At 63.2% G+C, this 17,494-nt stretch carries 18 protein-coding genes, 3 tRNA genes and 1 pseudogene; 8 read left to right on the top strand and 14 right to left on the bottom strand.

Annotation, left to right across the window (positions count from 1 at the left end):
- The first annotated feature begins 14 nt into the window (after window positions 1-14).
- From ACERLL_RS14795 to ACERLL_RS14780, 4 genes are read left to right on the top strand one after another with little or no spacing between them, the layout of a single operon-like run.
- Window positions 15-788, top strand: a complete 774-nt coding sequence (locus ACERLL_RS14795; protein ID WP_373656873.1) for a PSP1 domain-containing protein — start codon at window positions 15-17, stop codon at window positions 786-788.
- Between the two features lie 50 nt (window positions 789-838).
- The gene (metG, locus tag ACERLL_RS14790; RefSeq protein ID WP_373656872.1) at window positions 839-2,389 is read left to right on the top strand and encodes a methionine--tRNA ligase; all 1,551 of its coding nucleotides are present in this window, start codon (window positions 839-841) and stop codon (window positions 2,387-2,389) included.
- Between the two features lie 18 nt (window positions 2,390-2,407).
- Complete coding sequence (locus tag ACERLL_RS14785; RefSeq protein WP_373656871.1) at window positions 2,408-3,187, top strand: TatD family hydrolase; 780 nt, start codon at window positions 2,408-2,410, stop codon at window positions 3,185-3,187.
- A 15-nt stretch (window positions 3,188-3,202) separates the two neighbouring features.
- Window positions 3,203-3,982 (top strand): MBL fold metallo-hydrolase, encoded by a 780-nt coding sequence (locus tag ACERLL_RS14780; protein WP_373656870.1) that lies wholly within the window; start codon window positions 3,203-3,205, stop codon window positions 3,980-3,982.
- Between the two features lie 18 nt (window positions 3,983-4,000).
- Here ACERLL_RS14780 and ACERLL_RS14775 read toward each other — a convergent pair whose 3' ends face one another.
- From ACERLL_RS14775 to ACERLL_RS14735, 9 genes and pseudogenes are all read right to left on the bottom strand, one after another.
- Window positions 4,001-5,164 (bottom strand): aminotransferase class V-fold PLP-dependent enzyme, encoded by a 1,164-nt coding sequence (locus ACERLL_RS14775; RefSeq protein WP_373656869.1) that lies wholly within the window; start codon window positions 5,162-5,164, stop codon window positions 4,001-4,003.
- A 52-nt stretch (window positions 5,165-5,216) separates the two neighbouring features.
- Window positions 5,217-5,423, bottom strand: coding sequence for a hypothetical protein (locus tag ACERLL_RS14770; RefSeq protein ID WP_373656868.1), 207 nt, complete (start codon window positions 5,421-5,423; stop codon window positions 5,217-5,219).
- 96 nt (window positions 5,424-5,519) lie between these two features.
- The gene (locus ACERLL_RS14765; protein WP_373656867.1) at window positions 5,520-5,912 is read right to left on the bottom strand and encodes a peptidoglycan-binding domain-containing protein; all 393 of its coding nucleotides are present in this window, start codon (window positions 5,910-5,912) and stop codon (window positions 5,520-5,522) included.
- A gap of 88 nt (window positions 5,913-6,000) precedes the next feature.
- A complete protein-coding gene (locus tag ACERLL_RS14760; RefSeq protein WP_373656866.1) occupies window positions 6,001-6,354 on the bottom strand; it encodes a peptidoglycan-binding domain-containing protein in 354 nt (117 codons plus the stop codon).
- A 373-nt stretch (window positions 6,355-6,727) separates the two neighbouring features.
- The gene (locus tag ACERLL_RS14755; protein WP_373656865.1) at window positions 6,728-7,708 is read right to left on the bottom strand and encodes an IS30 family transposase; all 981 of its coding nucleotides are present in this window, start codon (window positions 7,706-7,708) and stop codon (window positions 6,728-6,730) included.
- A 68-nt stretch (window positions 7,709-7,776) separates the two neighbouring features.
- A pseudogene (locus tag ACERLL_RS14750) lies at window positions 7,777-8,310 on the bottom strand (ABC-type transport auxiliary lipoprotein family protein); the annotation flags it as partial.
- Window positions 8,307-9,284, bottom strand: coding sequence for an MlaD family protein (locus ACERLL_RS14745; protein WP_373656864.1), 978 nt, complete (start codon window positions 9,282-9,284; stop codon window positions 8,307-8,309). The pseudogene ACERLL_RS14750 and the gene ACERLL_RS14745, both read right to left, overlap by 4 nt.
- A 2-nt stretch (window positions 9,285-9,286) precedes the next feature.
- Entirely contained in the window at window positions 9,287-10,090 is an 804-nt protein-coding gene (locus ACERLL_RS14740; RefSeq protein WP_373656863.1) for an ABC transporter ATP-binding protein, read from the bottom strand.
- Window positions 10,090-11,208, bottom strand: a complete 1,119-nt coding sequence (locus tag ACERLL_RS14735; RefSeq protein WP_373656862.1) for an MlaE family ABC transporter permease — start codon at window positions 11,206-11,208, stop codon at window positions 10,090-10,092. The genes ACERLL_RS14740 and ACERLL_RS14735 overlap by 1 nt, the downstream gene beginning before the upstream one ends.
- 234 nt (window positions 11,209-11,442) lie before the next feature.
- Here ACERLL_RS14735 and ACERLL_RS14730 point away from each other — a divergent pair, with 234 nt between their 5' ends.
- The 3 genes from ACERLL_RS14730 to ACERLL_RS14720 all read left to right on the top strand — a co-directional run bounded on the left by ACERLL_RS14730 (window position 11,443) and on the right by ACERLL_RS14720 (window position 13,409).
- Window positions 11,443-12,240 carry a hypothetical protein gene (locus ACERLL_RS14730; protein ID WP_373656861.1) on the top strand — a complete coding sequence of 266 codons (798 nt, stop codon included), beginning with the start codon at window positions 11,443-11,445 and terminating at the stop codon, window positions 12,238-12,240.
- Between the two features lie 534 nt (window positions 12,241-12,774).
- A tRNA-Leu gene (locus ACERLL_RS14725) sits at window positions 12,775-12,863 on the top strand.
- Window positions 12,864-13,244: 381 nt separating this feature from the next.
- Entirely contained in the window at window positions 13,245-13,409 is a 165-nt protein-coding gene (locus ACERLL_RS14720) for a hypothetical protein (RefSeq protein WP_373656860.1), read from the top strand.
- 75 nt (window positions 13,410-13,484) lie between these two features.
- On the opposite strand, the gene ACERLL_RS14715 is transcribed toward ACERLL_RS14720, so the two are convergent.
- Window positions 13,485-14,312: a hypothetical protein gene (locus tag ACERLL_RS14715; RefSeq protein WP_373656859.1), complete on the bottom strand. Its 828-nt coding sequence runs from the start codon at window positions 14,310-14,312 to the stop codon at window positions 13,485-13,487.
- 131 nt (window positions 14,313-14,443) lie between these two features.
- On the opposite strand from ACERLL_RS14715, the gene ACERLL_RS14710 reads away from it, so the two are divergent.
- Entirely contained in the window at window positions 14,444-14,653 is a 210-nt protein-coding gene (locus tag ACERLL_RS14710; protein WP_373656858.1) for a hypothetical protein, read from the top strand.
- A gap of 155 nt (window positions 14,654-14,808) precedes the next feature.
- Here the strand turns inward: ACERLL_RS14710 and ACERLL_RS14705 are convergent.
- The 4 genes from ACERLL_RS14705 to uvrC form a co-directional block, all read right to left on the bottom strand.
- Window positions 14,809-14,883: transfer RNA gene (locus ACERLL_RS14705), tRNA-Cys, on the bottom strand.
- 61 nt (window positions 14,884-14,944) lie between these two features.
- Window positions 14,945-15,020: transfer RNA gene (locus ACERLL_RS14700), tRNA-Gly, on the bottom strand.
- A gap of 55 nt (window positions 15,021-15,075) precedes the next feature.
- Window positions 15,076-15,648 (bottom strand): CDP-diacylglycerol--glycerol-3-phosphate 3-phosphatidyltransferase, encoded by a 573-nt coding sequence (pgsA, locus tag ACERLL_RS14695; protein ID WP_373656857.1) that lies wholly within the window; start codon window positions 15,646-15,648, stop codon window positions 15,076-15,078.
- Complete coding sequence (gene uvrC / locus ACERLL_RS14690) at window positions 15,645-17,471, bottom strand: excinuclease ABC subunit UvrC (RefSeq protein ID WP_373656856.1); 1,827 nt, start codon at window positions 17,469-17,471, stop codon at window positions 15,645-15,647. The genes pgsA and uvrC overlap by 4 nt, the downstream gene beginning before the upstream one ends.
- Between the last annotated feature and the right edge of the window lie 23 nt (window positions 17,472-17,494).

The following is a 17,494-nucleotide window of genomic DNA, read 5'->3' as shown; positions in this document are numbered from 1 at the left end:
AGGTCTCAGCATCCATGGGCAAACAGGTGGGCATCAAAAGCGAGCTCTCCGATGGGGTATTCGTGCTTCCCGTGGAAGACGAAACCATATCCGTTCGGGATCGCGTCCTGGTGGAGGGCGATTCGGGTACTGAGGTGGCCGATGTGGTGATCGGCCAGGTGGAAAGCAGCCAGCTTCCGTTCCCCGGCCGTATCAAGCGCGTAATCCGGCGCATTTCCAGCCAGGACGAGCAATGGCTGGCCACCCTGGAGGAGAAGGAGCGGGAGGCGCTGCGCTTCGCCCGCCGTAAGGCCCGCGCCCTGGGCCTGGAGATGAAGGTCTCCAAGGTACGCATGGACTTCGACGGCGAGCGCGGCACCTTCTATTTCACCGCGCCCCAACGCGTGGATTTCCGCGAGCTGGTGCGGATCCTTGCGCGGAAATTCCACATCCGCGTGGAGATGCGCCAGATCGGTGTCCGTGACGAGGCGGCCCTGGTGGGTGGACTCGGTCCATGCGGCAAGACTCTGTGCTGCTCGGAGCACATGGACGGATTCCCGCCCATCAACGTGAAGATGGCGCGGGAGCAGGGCATCGAGCCGAACTCCAACAGCTCCACTGGGATGTGCGGGCGTCTGAAATGCTGCCTGCGCTTCGAGCAGGAGGGCTACGGCGGGGAAGGCGGGGGCTGTGGTGGATGCGGCTCCAAGAAGGCCAAAAGTGCCGAGAAGGGAGAAGGGCCCGACGGGCGCATCGTTCTCTGGGGGCCGGGAGCCTCCGCCGATGATTTCTCTCTCCGCGGGGAATAGGGCGTAGGCCCCCTTCTCCGGAATCCAAACCTTTTCACAGCGGATCGTCCATGGACGGAAGTGACGGCCAGTCAACGTTTTACCTGACTACACCCATTTATTACGTGAACGATGTTCCGCACATCGGCCACGCCTATACCACGGTGGCCGCGGACACGGTCGCCCGGTATCAGCGCCTCCGCGGTCGGGAGGTCTACTTCCTCACGGGCACGGACGAGCACGGACTCAAGGTGGAACGTTCCGCCCAGCGGCAGGGAATCGCTCCGCAGGAGCTGGCCGACCAGGTGGTGGATCGGTACCGCTCCCTCTGGGAGCGCCTCGAGATCAGCCACGACGATTTCATCCGCACCACGGAGGACCGGCACGCCGCCGGGGTCCGCAAGCTCTGGGAGCTCCTAGAGCAGAGCGGCGCCATCTACAAGGGGGTCTACGAGGGCTGGTACAACGTCAGCGACGAGGCCTACGTGCCGGACAGCCAGGTAGTGGACGGCTGCGATGCGGAATCGGGACAGCCCCTTGAGCGGGTTCAGGAGGAAAGCTACTTCTTCCGCCTTTCCGAATACCGGGATGTCCTGGTGGAGCACATCCAGGCGCACCCCGAATTCATCCAGCCGGACAATTTCCGTAATGAGATCCTGAGCTTCCTCGAACAAGGACTGAAGGATCTTTCCATCAGCCGCACCACCTTTACCTGGGGGGTATCCGTACCGGAGGATCCGGACCATGTCATCTACGTCTGGATCGACGCCCTGACGAACTACATCAGTGCCCTTGGCTACGGCTCTGAAGATCAAGCCCTATTCGAGCGCTTCTGGCCCGCCGATCTCCATCTCATCGGCAAGGATATCCTGCGCTTCCACGCTGTCTACTGGCCGGCGCTATTGATGGCGGCGGGCTTGCCGTTACCGCGCCAGATCTTCGCCCACGGCTGGTGGACGAAAGAGGGGCAGAAGATGTCCAAGTCCAAGGGCAATGTGCTCGACCCCTTTGGCCTCACCGATTATTACGGCACCGACCAGGTGCGCTATTTCCTCCTGCGGGAGGTGCCCTTCGGTCAGGACGGCGACTTCTCCGATGCGGCCATGGTTCGTCGGGCCAACGAGGATCTGGCCAACGATCTGGGCAACCTGCTGAATCGCACCCTGTCCATGCAGCACAAGTACCTGGGCGACGAGGTGGGGCTCCCGGCGGTGGAGACCGACGAGGATGCAGACCTCAAGGCCCACCTGGACGGCCTGCCGGCAAATTTCGAAGAGCACATGGACAACATGCGCTTCCACCGGGCGCTGGAGGCGGTTTTCGAGGTGGTGCGCCGGGGCAACCTGTACGTGGACGAGACCGCACCCTGGGTTCTGAACAAGGAAGGGCGCAAAGAGCGTCTGGCCGCGGTGCTAGCTAACCTCCTGGAGACCATGCGCGTGGTGAACCTCCATCTGTGGCCGGTGATGCCCGAGGCCTGTAATCAGATGTTCACCCAGATGGGCTATTCCCTGGAGGGAGTGGAGCTGGATCGCGACGCCCGTTGGGGAGCACGGCCCGGCACCCTCTCCATTACCAAGCCCAAGCCCGTCTTTCAGAAAGTCCAAGAGCCCGAGACATGAACAACGAGCGTTCAAGTCATGATTGAACTGGCCGATAGCCACTGCCACATCGACTTCCCCGATTACGAGTCGTCCCATGGGGAGCTGATCGGCAATGCCCGCGAGCTGGGCGTCCGTTACCTTCTGAATATCTCCGTGTGCCTGGAGGATTTCCCCCGGGTGCTGGCGGTGGCGCAATCCGACCCGGAGGTTTTCGCCACTGTAGGCGTGCATCCGAACTATGACAGCGTGGAGGAGCCCACCGCGGACCGCCTGGTGGAGCTGGCGGGAAGTGAGAAGGTTGTGGGAATCGGTGAAACAGGGCTGGACTATTTCCGCCATCATGTGGAGCCGGCCGACCAGCTTGCCCGATTCCGGGCGCATATCGAAGCGGCGCGGCGCCTGGATCTGCCCCTAATCATCCATTCCCGCCAGGCGCGGGAGGATACGGTGGCCATGCTTCGGGAAGCGGCGGATCAGGGAGTGGCTGGCGTCATGCACTGCTTTGCCGAGGATTGGGAAACGGCCCGGGCCGCCCTGGATGCCGGCTTCTACATCAGCTTTTCGGGGATCGTTACCTTCAAGAATGCCCCCGAGCTGCGCGAGGTTGCGCGCAAGGTACCGGAGGACCGGATGCTGGTGGAAACCGACGCCCCTTATCTCGCTCCGGAGCCCTATCGGGGCAAGACCAACCAGCCCGGCTACGTCCGCTACACCGCCGAGCGTGTCGCGGAAGAGCGTGGGGAGACGCTGGAGGCGCTCGCCGAGGCCACCACCGAGAACTTCCTGCGGCTGTTCCGTATTTCGCGGAACGGCTAGAGGCGGGGTGCCGTCATGGAGGTGGTGATTCTCGGCTCGGGCTCCAGCGCCGGAACGCCGGTCATCGGCTGCACCTGCGCGGTGTGCCGGTCCGGTGATCCGCGCAATCACCGTACCCGGGCCTCCATCTGGGTACGCGGTGAGGAAGGCGAATCGCTGCTCGTGGACACCTCCACGGACATGCGCCATCAAGCCCTTCGTGAAGGCATGGACCGGGTGGATGCCGTGCTCCTTACCCATACCCACGCCGATCACATTAACGGCATCGATGACATGCGGGCCTTCAACGGTCTGCAGGAACAGGTTATTCCGGTATATGGCCGCCCGGCCACCCTGGAGGAGGCCGAAAAGCGCTTCCACTACTGCTTCGGCGATCCGCCTCCCCCCGAAAAGGGCTGGTATATCCCGGTGCTGGAGGCACGACCCTTCACCGACGCCCTGGAGTGGGGAAGCCTCACCGTTACCCCCATCCCGGTGGAGCACGGCCGCTGGCCGATTTACGGCTATCGTTTCAATAACCTCGCCTACATCACCGACGTCAAGCGCATACCCGAAGCCAGCTGGCCGCTCCTGGAGGATCTCGACGTGCTGATCCTCGATTGTCTGCGTTACCGGGAGCACCCCACGCATCTGCGCGTGGACGAGGCGGTGGCCGTCGCGGAGCGCATCGGTGCCCGGCGCACCGTATTCACCCATTTCACGCACGAAATCGATTTCGCCCGTCTCGCCGATGCGCTCCCCGAGGGGATGGAGCCGGGCCACGACGGCCTCCGGATCGCCGTTTCCGGGAGATAGTCCGAACGGGGATGCCGCTCAGGCGCCGCGGACGATCTCCAGTACCCGATCCAGCTCGGAATAACGATTATAGAAGTGGGGCGCGAAGCGGATGCCGCCCGCCCGGGTCAGCACCTGAACGCCGCCCTCCCGCAGCGCTTGGTAGACCTTGTCGGTGCGTCCGCCGAATCGGACATTCAGGATGCCGGCCCGGAGCCCGGCATCCACGGGCGAGATGAATTCCGCGTCCGAAAGGGCGGATAGGCCCTCGATGAGGTATTCGACCCTGGCCTGGATGCGCTCCGCGACCCGAACGATGCCAACCTCCTGCAGAAGAGAGAGGCTGGCTTCCAGGGCATGGTTGGAGGGGGTGTTCGGCGTTCCCGGCTCGAAGCGCCGGGCCGTGGTGGCGGGCCGCCATTCCCGGGCGTCGAAGTCCCCGAAAGGCTCCGCCATGTGCCAGCCCCACTGGTGCAGGTGGAGGCGCTCCAGCCATTGCGGGGCGCAATAGAACAGGCCTAGCCCTTCAGGTCCAAGCAGCCACTTGTGGCCGTCCGCCGCCACGAAATCCGCCCGGATGGCCTCCAGGTCGAAGGGAAAGGCGCCGAGACTCTGAATGGCATCCACGCAAAACGCCGTGTCCGAGCCGGAAAGCGCCTGCCCGATCCGTTCCAGGTCCAGGGCCCGCCCGGTTCCGAACTGTACGCTGCTGACGCTGACTACCCGGGTCCGGTCATCCACCAAACGGAGTATGTTGCCCTCGCAATCGGCATCACCGGCCGGCGTGCATAGCGCTTCGCGGACCTCCACGCCCTGTCCGGCGAGGGCCTCCCAGGGCATGCGGTTGCTGGGAAACTCGGAGTCGGTGATGACCACGTTGTCCCCGGGCCGCCAATCCAGGCCCGCCGCCACCAGGGAAAGACCGGCGGAGGTGTTGGGAACCAGCGCGATGGTCTCCGTACCGGAAGCATTCAACAAGTCCCGAATACGCTCCCGCAGGGAACGCTCGGTTTCCTGCCAGTCCTGGAAATGGAGCGAGCCGTCCCGGGTGATCCCCTCCGCAAAGGCCTGGACGGCCCGGCGGGCACGCTCGGGCCACGGGCTGATTGCGGCGTGGTTCAGGTAGATATGGTTTTCGGTAACCGGGAATTCTTCCGCCGCGAGGCGGTCGAGGGAGCCGGAGGAATCCGTGTTCGTATTCATGCCGTTAGTGTAACGCACCCGCTCCCCCGGCCGGGAGGGGAGGATTTACCGTTCACTCGGTTTTCGTGTAGGAGGATCCCGGCGTCGTTCCCTGTCCGGGCTCCGGTGTCCTCCGGGTATCGCGTACGCTCCAGAGGATTCCGAGGAGCAATATCCCGCCGAGCACGGTCAGGGACAGATCCGGAATGAAAAGGGCCTGAATCGTCAGGTACAGGACCACCACTAGATTGATTAAAGCCACTACGTGCCATCCCTCCATTCCAGGCTCCTCTTCGTAGCATTGAAGCGGAAAGGCCCTTCCTTACGTTAGGCTTAGCACAGCGCTCGGATGAAAGCCCAATCCAGGGTCATTCCTTCACAGGAACAAGGGGGGTGGTGATTGCGGATCCTTCCAGGAGTCGTCATTTTCCATGACCTCCGACAGAACGCCCAGGGATAGCAGCGTCTGCAGGTTGATCCGGCCTGTAGGATGCAGCCCACGCTTCTCCTGATAGATGGCCAGACCTCGCCGGGTTAAAGCATCCATGCGGCCATCCACCCTGCCCACGCGGAATCCTCTCCCTTGCAGTTTCTGCTCCACGCGAAGGACGGAAGCCGTCCCGACACGCACCACTAAGCCTTTGGGGGCCGTGACAGCCCGTTCCGTGAAGGTCAGTTCGGCCCGTTGCAGGGTGGCAGGCGTGAATGGGCCGCCCAGGCCGAGTGCTCCGACGATCCCGACCAGCGCTAAAGGTGCGGCTCTCCCCATTGGAATCCTCCCCCGTTTCCCTGAAGGGAACAATTCGCCCGGTTCCGGGCCGTGCCGGGGCATACCATTTTCCCGGTCAATCACGTTCCTAGGGGGTCCTGGCCTTGATCCTGACTCCCAAGGCGGAAAGAGTGCGGATGGTCAACTGGCCGGTGGGCTCCATGCCCTTGGATTGCTGATAGTCTGCCAGAGCGCTGGCGGATTGGGCGCTCCATATGCCGTCGGCCCTTCCGGTGTTGAATCCCTGGTTGCTCAGCTTTTCCTGAATCTGGCGCACAACCGCGGGACTTATGGTCAGCTGGGGCCCCTCCTGGACGCGCGCATTCCGGTTGCCCGGGTCGCCGCTCTGTCCTTGCGTGCCGGCAATGTTCTCTGCCAGCGCCGAGCCTACGGCAAGCACGACGATTGCGAAGCCAGCAAATATTTGCTTCGATCCGGCCATTTCCCCCCTCCTTTATTTGAATGAATATTTCATCCATATTGAAAATTGCTGAATATTCGGGGCAATGGGGTGCCGACCCAATCCGAAATGGGGAAGTACCTAGACAATAAAAAGAAGGGCCTTGAAACACAGACGGAAATAAAATTCATAGACCGCATTGGTGCTGCCCTGAAGGCAAACAGGCCCGGGAATCCAAGACCGTAGGATCGGCCTGTATCGCGGTTGGGATTCGGGGAGGGCTCGTCGAATGGCCCGGCACACTATCGGATATGGTGAAATCGAGGCCCCTCAGCCTTGGCCGCGGGCCTTTCCTGCCACCCAGTGCTCCAGATCGTCGCAAAGCTTCTTCAGGGCGCGATTGAACCCGGCGGATTCAATCTGCAAGTGCAACACCGAGCTTTTCGCTGAAGACCTCCAAGGGGGTTCGGTACCCCAAGCATTTGCGAGGCGTGGTGTTGTATAGCCAGAGGGCGTCGTCCAGGTCCTCGGCGGCGTAATGCTCCAGCGGGATCTTGCGGGGCAGGTCCCGCCGCAGCCAGCGGTTCACGTTCTCGATGGCGCCCCGTTGCCAGGGGGCATGGGGGTCGCAGAAGTAGGTGGTTAACCCGGTCGCCTCTGCGACCTGTTCGTGGCCGGCGAACTCGCTGCCCTGGTCATAGGTAATGCTCCTTCGGGCGTGAGGCGGCAATGCGGCTAGTAAGCGGATTTGCGCGGCGCTTGCGGCTTCCGCTGTCCGGTCCAAACGCTCCGCCGCCAGGGCAAAACGGGTTTGGCGCTCGGTGACCGTCAGCATGGGGCGCTTCTGGGTTCGGAAGTCCATGCTGTCGCCTTCCCAGTGGCCGAATTCGCTGCGGTCATTGGCGGCCTCGGGGCGGTCGTGGATGGAGCGCCGGTTCGGGATCCGCGAGCCCCTGGGCCGTTTGGCCGCCCGACACCCGCGCCGGGCCTTACCGCGCCACAGGCACCGATGAAGCCGCAGCTTCTTGCCCTGGGGGCGATAGGCATAGCGGTAGATGGTCTCGTGGCTGGCTGATTGGCCACGGCCTTCATACCGCATGCGGCCGGCGATCTGCTGGGGTGACCACCCCAGATCCAGGCGCTCCCGGACGTAGGCGCCCAGCGCGGCATCCCGCTCGCAGCGGTTGCCGCGGAAGCGCCGGGCCCGAGCCTTGCGCTCCGCGGCTTCGGGCCAATAACCACCGCTTCGTCGTCGGTTCCGAGCGACCTCTCGGCTGAGGGTGCCGGGGTCCCGGCCCAGCTCCCGGCCAATGGTCCGGAGGCTGGCGCCCTCGATACGGCGCTGACACAGGTGCTCGCGCTCAGATGGCTGCAGGTGCGTGTATTCGGTCCCCATAGCAACCCGACCCTACCAGTGGGTCGGTGTTGCACTTCGAGGTTGAATCTACCCCCCTCCACTCCGGACTCGGCATCGGCTCCCGCAGCGGGAATCCGATAGGAGAAATTACGCTGGGCAAGCAGGCGCTGATCCTCCCGGGTTTTCAATTCGGCTTGCGCCTGCAGCCGGGAAAAGCTTTTCGTCGGCTCCGGGAAGGATTGGATCAGCTCCTTGAGCTCGAGACTCACCAGCCAGTCGGCTTCCGCCGAATCCTCGGGGCCGAGCACCACCGACCAGTCCCCGGACTCAGTCAGGCAGTTCTGGATGCCGGATCCGATCATGTCGGCCGGTGGGGCGATCCACCGGGCGTCCCCGTATGCGGAAACCTCATGAGGGCTCTGATAGCGGAGCGCATAGTAGATGGCGGGCTCCTGAAGGGCGGGGGAAGAGGTTACCTGCTCCACACGGATCCTCCCCAATCGCTTCCTGTCCCCGCCGGATTCGGACGGCACCGGGGCCGTGAGCCGGTATTGGTCGGGCCAGGACTCCGGTTGCGGGCCGGGACAGGCGGACAGGAGGAGGATCAGAAAGAGCGCTGGCCACGCCGGAATCTGCTTCATTGCCTGGGCCTTATCCGGGGGGCTTCCCCATTCTCTTGCTCCCCGTTCCGGAATCCTGGCTCCCCGGGACCCGGTGGGCGCGGGGCCGGCCCGTAGAGCAGGGAGCTGGGCTGTGATTCCAGCTGCTGGCTTAGGGTTTCAAGACTCTGTGCCGTGCGCTGCAGCTGCTCGGCAAGGTCTTCCAGGTCGGGCAATAGCTGACGATCGCCTTCCTGCAGCACCTGTTCCCCGGATTCCGCGAAGTCTTGCAGGTCGGTTGCCGCCTGGCCGGCCTTCCGGGCCTGCTTGGCGGTGGTATCCGCCAAACGCTGCATACGCTGCAACGTCCGGCGCGCTTCGCTGACCGTCCGGTCGCTGGACCGGAGCACTTCGTGCAGGACATTGATGGTAGGCTGCAACCGTTTCATGACCGTCTGCATGCGGGCGGTGGCACGAACGGTGGATCCGAGGATCCGGTTCACCTGTTTCCGGTTGTCCCGGGCGACGAGCTGATTCAATCGGCTCGTCAGGGTCTCCACCTGGCTCGTGATCTCCTCGGCCGATCCCATGACCTGCTGCAGGAGCCCTTTATGCATGGGAATCCGCGCCGGGTCCCGCCTGGAGGTGCGCAAGGGCTTATCGCTACTGCCGGGCTTCTTTTTCAGGGCCAGATAGCTGGAGCCGGTCAAGCCCTGGGTCATTACCTGCGCATACATGGATTCGGTAATCGGCACGCCGGGCTGAATACCGATCCGGACCAGAACCTTGTCGGGATCCTCCGGATGGAAGCCCACCGATTTGACATGCCCCACCACAAGGCCCTTGTAGGCCACCTCAGAGCTGCCGCGTAGCTGACCGACCTCGTAGGGGGAAACAACCCGGTAGATCCGGTTTTCCGCCGGTGGGACCGTGAGCCAGTAGTACACGAAAGCCCCCGCCGCCAGAAGCACGGCGATGAAGGCCACCGCCGCCACGGCGTAGGCCCTGTTCTCCATGTTCACTCCGCCCGATGCGATAGACGGAACATGCGTTCCTGTCCGGAAGTCGGAGCGAACAGGCCCCGGATGAACGGATGTTCGATAGCCGCCAGCTCCTCCAGGGTGCCGATGCCCTTGAAGCCTCCGTCCGCCAGTACCGCGAAACGGTCCGCGAAATTCGCCAGCGCGTTCATATTGTGGCTGACCACCAGACCGGTGAAGTTGTATTCCTCGCGGAGATCATTCAGGAGGGCGATGAATTCTCCCGACAGTACGGGATCCAGCCCGGTGATCGGCTCGTCCAGGATCAGCAGCTCGGGCTCCAGAATCAGGGCGCGCGCCAGAGCGGTGCGCTTGACCATGCCCTCGGAGATCGCTCCAGGCTTCTTCAGGCCGTCTTGCGGTCCCAGGCTCACATTGGCGAGTGCGAGCCAGGCCAGATCCCGGATGGTGCCTTCATCCAGGGAGGAGCGGTAGCGGGCCATTTCCCGGAGCGGGAAGGCCACGTTGTCCAACAGGGAAAGGGTGCTGAACAGGGCGCCGGTCTGGAATACGATGCCCCATTTGCGCCGAACCCGGCGGAGCTCCGCGGGGGAAGCCCGGTGCACGTCCGTATCCATGACCCGGATCCGGCCTTCCGTGGGTCGCAGCAGGCCCATGATCTGGTGCAGGAGGACCGATTTCCCGCCGCCGCTACCACCCATAATGGCCAGGATTTCCCCTCTGCAAACCTCCAGGTTGAGGTCATGGTGGATCCAGGAATCCCCGATCCGGGTACTCAGGTGCTCGATACGAATGACGGCGTTGCCGTGCTCCGCGGCCATCAGGGCAATCCAGTATCCACGTACAGCGCGCCGACCCCCGCGTTCAGGATCAGGACCAGCGCCAGGCTCATGACCACGGAGGAGATGGTCTGCCGGCTCAGGCTTTCGGTATTGGAAGCGGCCATCAGTCCGTAATAGGTACTGACCCCGCCGATGATGATGCCGTTGCCCAGGGATTTCACTTCGCCGATCCAGAAATTGATGATCTGGACGTCATTGGGCAGGTGGTCCAGGAACTGGGAAGGCGGTATCCCGAGCACAGGGTCCGAAATCACCATTCCGCCCAGCAGCGAGAACATATTGCCGAGCAGCACCAGCAGGGGTACCACAATGGCCAGCCCCAGAACCCGTGGAAAGGCCAACCGCAGGATCGGCGAGATTCCGAAGGCGCGCAGGGCGGAAAGTTCGCCCGTCAGGCGCATGGAACCGATCTCCGCGGCAATCCCGGACCCGGAGCGGCCGGCAACGATGATGGCGGTGACCCACGGCCCGATTTCGCGCAGGACGGCGGTACTGAAGGCGCCGACCACGATGATATTGGAGGCGAACCGCGTAAGCGCCTGACCGATCTGGTAGGCCGCCATCATGCCGACCACCAGGTTGATCACCGCAACCAGACCGCTGGCCCGAAAACCGGCCCGGTAGATGACGGAGGTTAGCTCCATCCAGGGGACCGATCTGGGATGGAGGACCGCATAGCCGGCGGCCAACGCGATCATGCCGAAATGGAGGGCCAGCTCCCAGGTGCCACGGGCTGCGGCCACGGGAAGCTTGGCTGGCCGCGCGAGCAGATCGATGGGGCTCCGGGAAAATTTCGGTCGGCCTTCCGGCAGGGCCTGCATGCGCTCGAAAATCCGCCGGTGCCGCTCCCGGCAAACCAATTCGGTGGGGTATTGACGCCCCCAGGCCCGCCAGAGCGCCAGGGCGCCGGCACTATCCAAAGCCTCCACGGAGCGCAGGTCCCATTGCAGGTCTCCCGCGCGCTCCAGCTCGGCAAGCTGCTCCTGGACAGTACGGCGGTTTTCCGGCCGATTAAGGAAATCCCAATATCCACGAATCTGGGCGCGGGCGGGCTCCTGATCCCGGAAAATCCGGATATCGGCATCCTGTGTGGCCATAGAAGGGCTTTCCGGCACTGCGCCTGCCATGGGAAGCGGCTCGTGGGAACGACCATTCCACCGTAGAAGAGTTTGGAGGGCGCTAGTAGTGCGTAGGACCCTGATACTCCGGCCCCGATTCTCACCAATGCCATACGCTGTGGAGCAGGGAAGGGGAGGCACCCTATAATCCCGGGATATCCTCTTCTCGGCCCGGCGGGAGCGCGCGGCCGACAGGTTGAAAAGGCGGTAGAAATGGACGGTATGGACGACAATATTCGGGAAATCGCACCCACTGTGGTGCCCACCTTCGAGGTGGTGATCGACCCGGAGGCCTCGCCGGAAATCCGCGAGATCTGTGAGACTTATTGGGATTATGCCGAGGAGTCCGGTGCCGGCGGAACACCGCTCGGTGAGGACTTTCTGTGCTCCGAGCAGGAGGTCCTGGAGCGATTCCGGGACCGGGTATCGGAGTCGGAGCTCCGGGATCTGGTGGCGCAGTACTCGCGGGGTGTTCTGCGGGTGGATTGCTACAGCTGCCAGGCACCCATAGAGGCGCCGGGATACAGTCGGGGAGGCGTGGAACAGGCGCTTACCGAACTGGGCAGAGGGATTCGGGGGCTGGGCGCCGGCCCCGAGGAGCGCGCCCAGCTGGCCGAGGAACGGCAGACTTCGGGTGCGCGGGACCCGAGACGGAGTGTCCTGTGCCCGTCCTGTCTGGTCCGATACCAGGAAACCGACATCGCCTACCTGACCGAGCGGCGCATGGAAGAGCCGAATATTCCCGTGGAGCCCGGAGAGGAAGGGGGCGGAAACGGGGGAATACCGGCACCGGAGGAACCGGTGCCTGGAACCCCGGAAGAAGCCCCGGACAGCGCCTACCGGATCCTCCAGGCACCCGTAGACCGGCCGGAACAGCTCGAGGAGCAGATGGCCGGGCTGGTGGCCAAGGGCTTCAAGCCCTGCGGAGGGCTCCAGGTGGCAACCATGGGATCGCGGTGCGTTCTGATCCAGGCGGCTTACCGACCCTCCGTTCAGGGGCGCGCCGACTAGTCCGTACGCGTCCTTCCGGTCCGCCCGTACGGGGACAGCCGCTTGGCTGTCCCCGTTTTTTTCGCGTTCGTGATTAGCCGGCGGTTCAAGGGCCCAAGCGTCTCGACCACCGTGTGCACATCCCGGTTCGGCGCCCTCGGAAAGAATCGGGCCGGAACCCGTGCGGAGATTCCAGCCCCCAGGAACCGCAGGAACCGTAAGGCCATCCGAAAATGCCGGCGTCTGAATTGCGCATAACATATATTATGTTAAATAACAGATTGCGCGATTTGTGAGCGGCCCCTATCGGCGGCCCCGTATAGTTCCGCCCTTTCCTACCATTAGCCGGTGGCGCTTATGACCAGAAACCCTGGACGCAGTTGTGGATGTGGAATTCCGTCGACTGAAAAGAAGCTGAGGGAAGCTGGCGACAAATGCACCTGGCGTTGGAGGTCGAGCCCAGTGCAGTGAGCTGCAATACTCGGCTACCTCGCTAGGCCTGGGAGCGGCTTCGATTGGTCGGGCCGGGCCGTGGTACTATAAGGCGCAAATTTTGGCCGGGTGGCGGAATTGGTAGACGCCGCGGACTTAAAATCCGCTGGAGGGTAACCTCCGTGAGGGTTCGAGTCCCTCCCCGGCCACCACTCCGGAGTACCTGAAGTCCCCCTTGCACGGAACTGCTGGATGCCGGCTCCTGTAAAGGATCGGGAGCTGAAAAAGTAAAGGCCGGCCCCGTGGGGGGCCGGCCTTTACTTTTTCGGAGTGCCACCTCATTCGGTCAATGTGGATGGGCGGACATATATAGAAGCCAGGCAATTCCTAGCAGGGAAGCAGCGGAAAGCACCGTCACGGTAATTTCCATGGATTTAACTCCGCTTGGTTTCGGGCTCTTCTAGCCTTACCCTTATGGGTCCCCCCGACAATCCGGAGAATCCACTACTCCCGGCCGTCGGGGCTTCAGTGGTGGCCCCGGAAAAAATAGAACCCCGCATTGGCGGGGTCGGAAATTCGAGGAGCGCTCTTTCGTGAACCTGCCCATCATCGGAATCGCCGCCTTGCTTTTCGGGCTCATCCTAGAGGTGAGCGCCTTCAATCTGCATCGGCGGCACAGGCCGCGCGGGGAAGTATTGCCCTTGGCCCTGATCGGCGCCGTCTTCCTGGTTGTGGGGCTGTTCCGCATTTTTCTGTAGAAGCTTCAGGTATGAGAACAAGATGAGAACGTAACTGCTTACCAACCCGTCACCTCCCCATGGCCGGTCCTCGGGCTAGAAAAACAGGCCCACCTGAACCCCTAGAACGTCCATGTCCGATTCGGGCTGACGAACCGGCCCGATCGTGCTGGACGTGGTGGGAGACAGCCCGAAGCGGTAGGATTCGTAATACAGGGTTACGCCTAGATCCCGCCCCTGGATGACGGTGTGCGCAATCTCGGCCACGGCATACAGGGAAGTCCGTTCCTCGGGCCGCAGACTTGCATCCAGCTCCCGGATCTCCTCCCTGATCTCCAGCGGATATTTGATCCCGACCTCAGCCCTGCCGAACCAGGCACCCGCCGATAGCTCCGCCACTCCCAAACCCCCTTTCAGGTACAGAACCCCGTAGGTCTCCTCGTACCCGCTCACAACCGCCCCATCGTCAATGCGAGTGTCCTTGATCCAGCGGTTCCATACCTCCAGACCCACGCCGCCAAGCACGTCCAACCCCAGCGGAGCCCCGGATACAGCCAAACGCTGCCCGATCCGACCTTCGACCAGGGCACCCGTATATTCCGTTTCCGTTTCAACGGGGCGGCCATCCTGGGTTTCGCCGTCGTATACCACCTCCTGATGATAGGCGCGCCCCAGCAGTCTGTGGATCTGGCCTTCCCCTTCCCTGGCCAGATTATCCCAGGAGAGACTCCCCGCGATCCGCTCGCCACGCTCCACCAGGAGATTCCTGCTGGTATTGGCGGGGTCTTCTTCCACCCAGCGGAAGGATTCCAGACCGATGTGGATACCCAGACGCGGATCGGGCTCTGCGGCTCGGGAGCCATTCACCGCAGCGAGAATGCCCCCCGAGGCCAGGATGCAGCTGCAAAGCTTCCGAAACCCCATGGCGTTTCCTGTTGTCGTAGGTGTTTACGTGGATAAGGATCCGGGTAATCGGTAAAAGAGCCTAGGGTAACCCCGGAAAACGCCGTTTACCCGGTCTCACTAAGCCGCTTTTAGCACTAATGGAGAGGCGTGTGTCTACGAAAGGGAAATGGGGAATCATAACCTCGGAAGTCGAGCATCCCGAAACCCGGGCGGAGCGCAGCTTCAAGAATGTCGTTCCCGTGGATAGTGAAGGTGCCAACATCTACGGCCATAAATTGTCTCCGGATTGCTGGTGCGAACCGGAAGTGGATCCGGAGGAGCCCAGCGTCCTCATCCATGGCACGGCCACGCTCCACTAGCCCGCTCTTCCGTCCGCTCCCTGGCCCGGGATCTGCAGTCTGACCGGATCCGGGCGCACAAAAAAGCCCGACCAGCTGACTGGTCGGGCTTTTGAGCTAGGCAATCTGGGATCAGGCGCGGCCCCTCCGGGCTCGTCCTGACACCGGCTCCCTCCTGGAGGCTGGGAGGGGAATCGAACCCCTGTAGAACGGATTTGCAGTCCGTCGCATAGCCATTCTGCCACCCAGCCGAAAAGCAAAAAGGGAAAGCCAAACAGCTTTCCCTTCCAGGTTCAGGACCTGCTTGGTAGTTGGAGCGGAAGACGAGATTCGAACTCGCGACCCCAACCTTGGCAAGGTTGTGCTCTACCAGCTGAGCTACTTCCGCTCGGAAAGCCCAAGATTCGCAAAATGCCCCTTTCGTGTCAAGCGGCCATGGAGCTTCAGGGCTCCTCGGCGGCAGCCTTTCCGGAGAGAAGGACGGGCAAGGCCGCCTTGAGGTAGAGGACCATGGACCAGAGGGTCAGAACTGCCGCCAGAGTCAGGAGCCCGAGCCCCCAGAGGTGCACCTCCACCCCGTAAATGGGCTGATGCAGGAGCAGTAGCACGATGGCCACCATCTGCGCGGCGGTCTTGAATTTCCCCATCCAGGAAACGGCCACCGCGGCCCGCTTGCCGAGCTCGGCCATCCATTCGCGGAGCGCGGAGATGGTGATCTCCCGGCCGATGATGATCACCGTCAGGATGGAGGGCACACGGGCGTCTGCAGTCAACAGCACCAGGGCCGTGGCCACCATGAGCTTGTCGGCCACCGGGTCGAGGAATGCCCCGAAGGCGCTGGTCTGTTCGTACCGGCGCGCCCAATAGCCATCCACCCAGTCCGTAATGGCGGCGAGAATGAAGACCACGGTGCTCGACAGGTGTCCCGCCCATCCCGGGATGAAGAAAAGGCCCATGAGCAGCGGAATGGCCGCGATGCGGATGAGGGTCAATATGTTAGGAACGTTCCAAGTCACCCGTTATTCCCCGAGTGGAATTCGGCGTAAATGCGCTCAGCCAGGCCGCGGCTGATTCCTTGGACCTTCTGGAGGTCTTCCACGCCGGCGGAGCGAATGCCCTTGAGACCGCCGAAATGGCTGAGCAAGGCTTTCTTTCGTTTGCCGCCGACCCCCGGAATGCCGTCCAGGGCGGATTCCCGGCGGGCCTTGCTGCGCCGCTGCCGATGGCCGGACACGGCGAATCGATGGGCCTCGTCCCGGATTTGCTGCAGCAGATGCAGGGCCTTGGAATGCGGGTCGAGCCGGAAGGCCCGGCTCTGGCCGGGCTGCCAGAGATCCTCCTCGCCCGCCCGGCGCTCGGGCCCCTTGGAGACGCCGAGCAGTTCCACCCCGGAAACCTGCAGCTCCTCGAAGACCCGCTCGGCCACGTGCAGCTGGCCCCGCCCGCCGTCCACGATGACCAGATCGGGGAGGACCGCCCCTTCCCGTTTCAGACGGCCGTACCGCCGTGACAGGGCCTGCTCCATGGCGGCGTAATCATCCCCGGCTTCGATGTCCCGAATGTTAAACCGTCGATAATCGGATTTCCGGGGTCCTTCCCGGTCGAAGACCACGCAAGAGGCCACTGTCCCCTCCCCCCGCGTATGGGAAATATCGAAGCATTCCATCCGCTCCGGCGGCGCCTCGAGCCCGAGGGAATCGGCGAGGGCCTGGTAGCGGGCCTCGAGGCTCGCCTCGTCGGAAATCCTTCGCTGCAGGGCATTATCCGCGTTGTGCTCGGCCATGGCCACCCAGTGGCGCTTTTCTCCGCGCTGCGGGCAGGCGATGGCCACCTTGCGCTCCATACGCTCCGAGAAGGCCGCCTCCAGGGCCTCTCGCTCACTCAGGGCCTGGTTCACTACGACGCTCGGGGGTACAGGCTTGTCATCATAAAACTGGGTCAGGAAGGCCTGCAGCACCCCCTCTGGAGGTACGCCTTCGGTGTGCTTGGGGAAGAATCCGCGATTGCCGAGGTTGCGCCCGCCCCGGATGAAGAACACCTGGACGCAGGCCACGCCGGCCTCCATCCGCACGGCGATGACATCGTGGTCACCGCTGCCGCCGCTGACGTGCTGGTGCTCCTGGACGCGGCGGATCGCCCGGATCTGATCCCGGAGCCGTGCCGCCTCCTCGAAGCGCATCTCCGCGGAGGCCCGTTCCATGCGCTCGGTGAGCTCCCGATCCAGCTCCTCGTTGCGCCCCGCGAGGAACAGCTCGGCCTGGCGCACGTACTCGCGGTAGGTTTCCTCGTCCACTTCCCCGGTGCAGGGGCCGCTGCAGCGCTCGATCTGGTACTGCAGACACGGCCGGGACCGGTTGGCGAAGAAGGTGTCCTCGCACTGCCGCACCGGAAAGATCTTCTGCATGAGCTTGAGGGTCTCCCGAACGGCCCCGGCGGAAGGGTACGGACCGAAGTAGCGCCCCTTCTCTTTCTGCGGTCCGCGGTGAAAGGCCAGCCGCGGGTAGTCGTGGTTCCGGGAGAGGAAGATGTAGGGGTAGCTCTTGTCGTCCCGCAGCAGGACGTTGTAGCGCGGCGTGTGCCGCTTTATCAGATTGCTCTCGAGAAGCAGAGCCTCGGTTTCCGTATGGGTCAGGGTGGCGTGGATGTCCTTGATCTGCCGGACCATGGCCCGCGTCTTGGCGTCCGTGTCCGCATTCTGGAAATGGTTGCGGATACGGCTACGGATATTGCGGGCCTTGCCCACGTATACCACCACCCCGGAGTCGTCCACCATCTGGTAGACCCCGGGCCCGGTGGGCATCTTCTGGATCAGGTGGTTGCGCTGCTCGGTTTCGTTCATGCTTTGCGGATTGTGATCGGTCT

Source organism: Thiohalorhabdus sp. Cl-TMA, assembly GCF_041821045.1.
GTDB lineage: Bacteria > Pseudomonadota > Gammaproteobacteria > Thiohalorhabdales > Thiohalorhabdaceae > Thiohalorhabdus > Thiohalorhabdus methylotropha.
This window is presented reverse-complemented; position numbering and strand designations above follow the sequence as displayed.

Coding starts and splice junctions, on each gene's coding strand:
- uvrC (WP_373656856.1), bottom strand. CDS start 17,471: ATGAACGAAACCGAGCAGCGCAACCACCTGATCCAGAAGATGCCCACC.
- ACERLL_RS14745 (WP_373656864.1), bottom strand. CDS start 9,284: ATGGAGAACAGGGCCTACGCCGTGGCGGCGGTGGCCTTCATCGCCGTG.
- ACERLL_RS14770 (WP_373656868.1), bottom strand. CDS start 5,423: ATGGAGGGATGGCACGTAGTGGCTTTAATCAATCTAGTGGTGGTCCTG.
- ACERLL_RS14765 (WP_373656867.1), bottom strand. CDS start 5,912: ATGGGGAGAGCCGCACCTTTAGCGCTGGTCGGGATCGTCGGAGCACTC.
- ACERLL_RS14780 (WP_373656870.1), top strand. CDS start 3,203: ATGGAGGTGGTGATTCTCGGCTCGGGCTCCAGCGCCGGAACGCCGGTC.
- ACERLL_RS14715 (WP_373656859.1), bottom strand. CDS start 14,312: ATGGGGTTTCGGAAGCTTTGCAGCTGCATCCTGGCCTCGGGGGGCATT.
- ACERLL_RS14785 (WP_373656871.1), top strand. CDS start 2,408: ATGATTGAACTGGCCGATAGCCACTGCCACATCGACTTCCCCGATTAC.
- ACERLL_RS14795 (WP_373656873.1), top strand. CDS start 15: ATGGGCAAACAGGTGGGCATCAAAAGCGAGCTCTCCGATGGGGTATTC.
- ACERLL_RS14735 (WP_373656862.1), bottom strand. CDS start 11,208: ATGGCCACACAGGATGCCGATATCCGGATTTTCCGGGATCAGGAGCCC.
- ACERLL_RS14760 (WP_373656866.1), bottom strand. CDS start 6,354: ATGGCCGGATCGAAGCAAATATTTGCTGGCTTCGCAATCGTCGTGCTT.
- metG (WP_373656872.1), top strand. CDS start 839: ATGGACGGAAGTGACGGCCAGTCAACGTTTTACCTGACTACACCCATT.
- ACERLL_RS14755 (WP_373656865.1), bottom strand. CDS start 7,708: ATGGGGACCGAATACACGCACCTGCAGCCATCTGAGCGCGAGCACCTG.
- ACERLL_RS14775 (WP_373656869.1), bottom strand. CDS start 5,164: ATGAATACGAACACGGATTCCTCCGGCTCCCTCGACCGCCTCGCGGCG.
- ACERLL_RS14730 (WP_373656861.1), top strand. CDS start 11,443: ATGGACGGTATGGACGACAATATTCGGGAAATCGCACCCACTGTGGTG.
- ACERLL_RS14740 (WP_373656863.1), bottom strand. CDS start 10,090: ATGGCCGCGGAGCACGGCAACGCCGTCATTCGTATCGAGCACCTGAGT.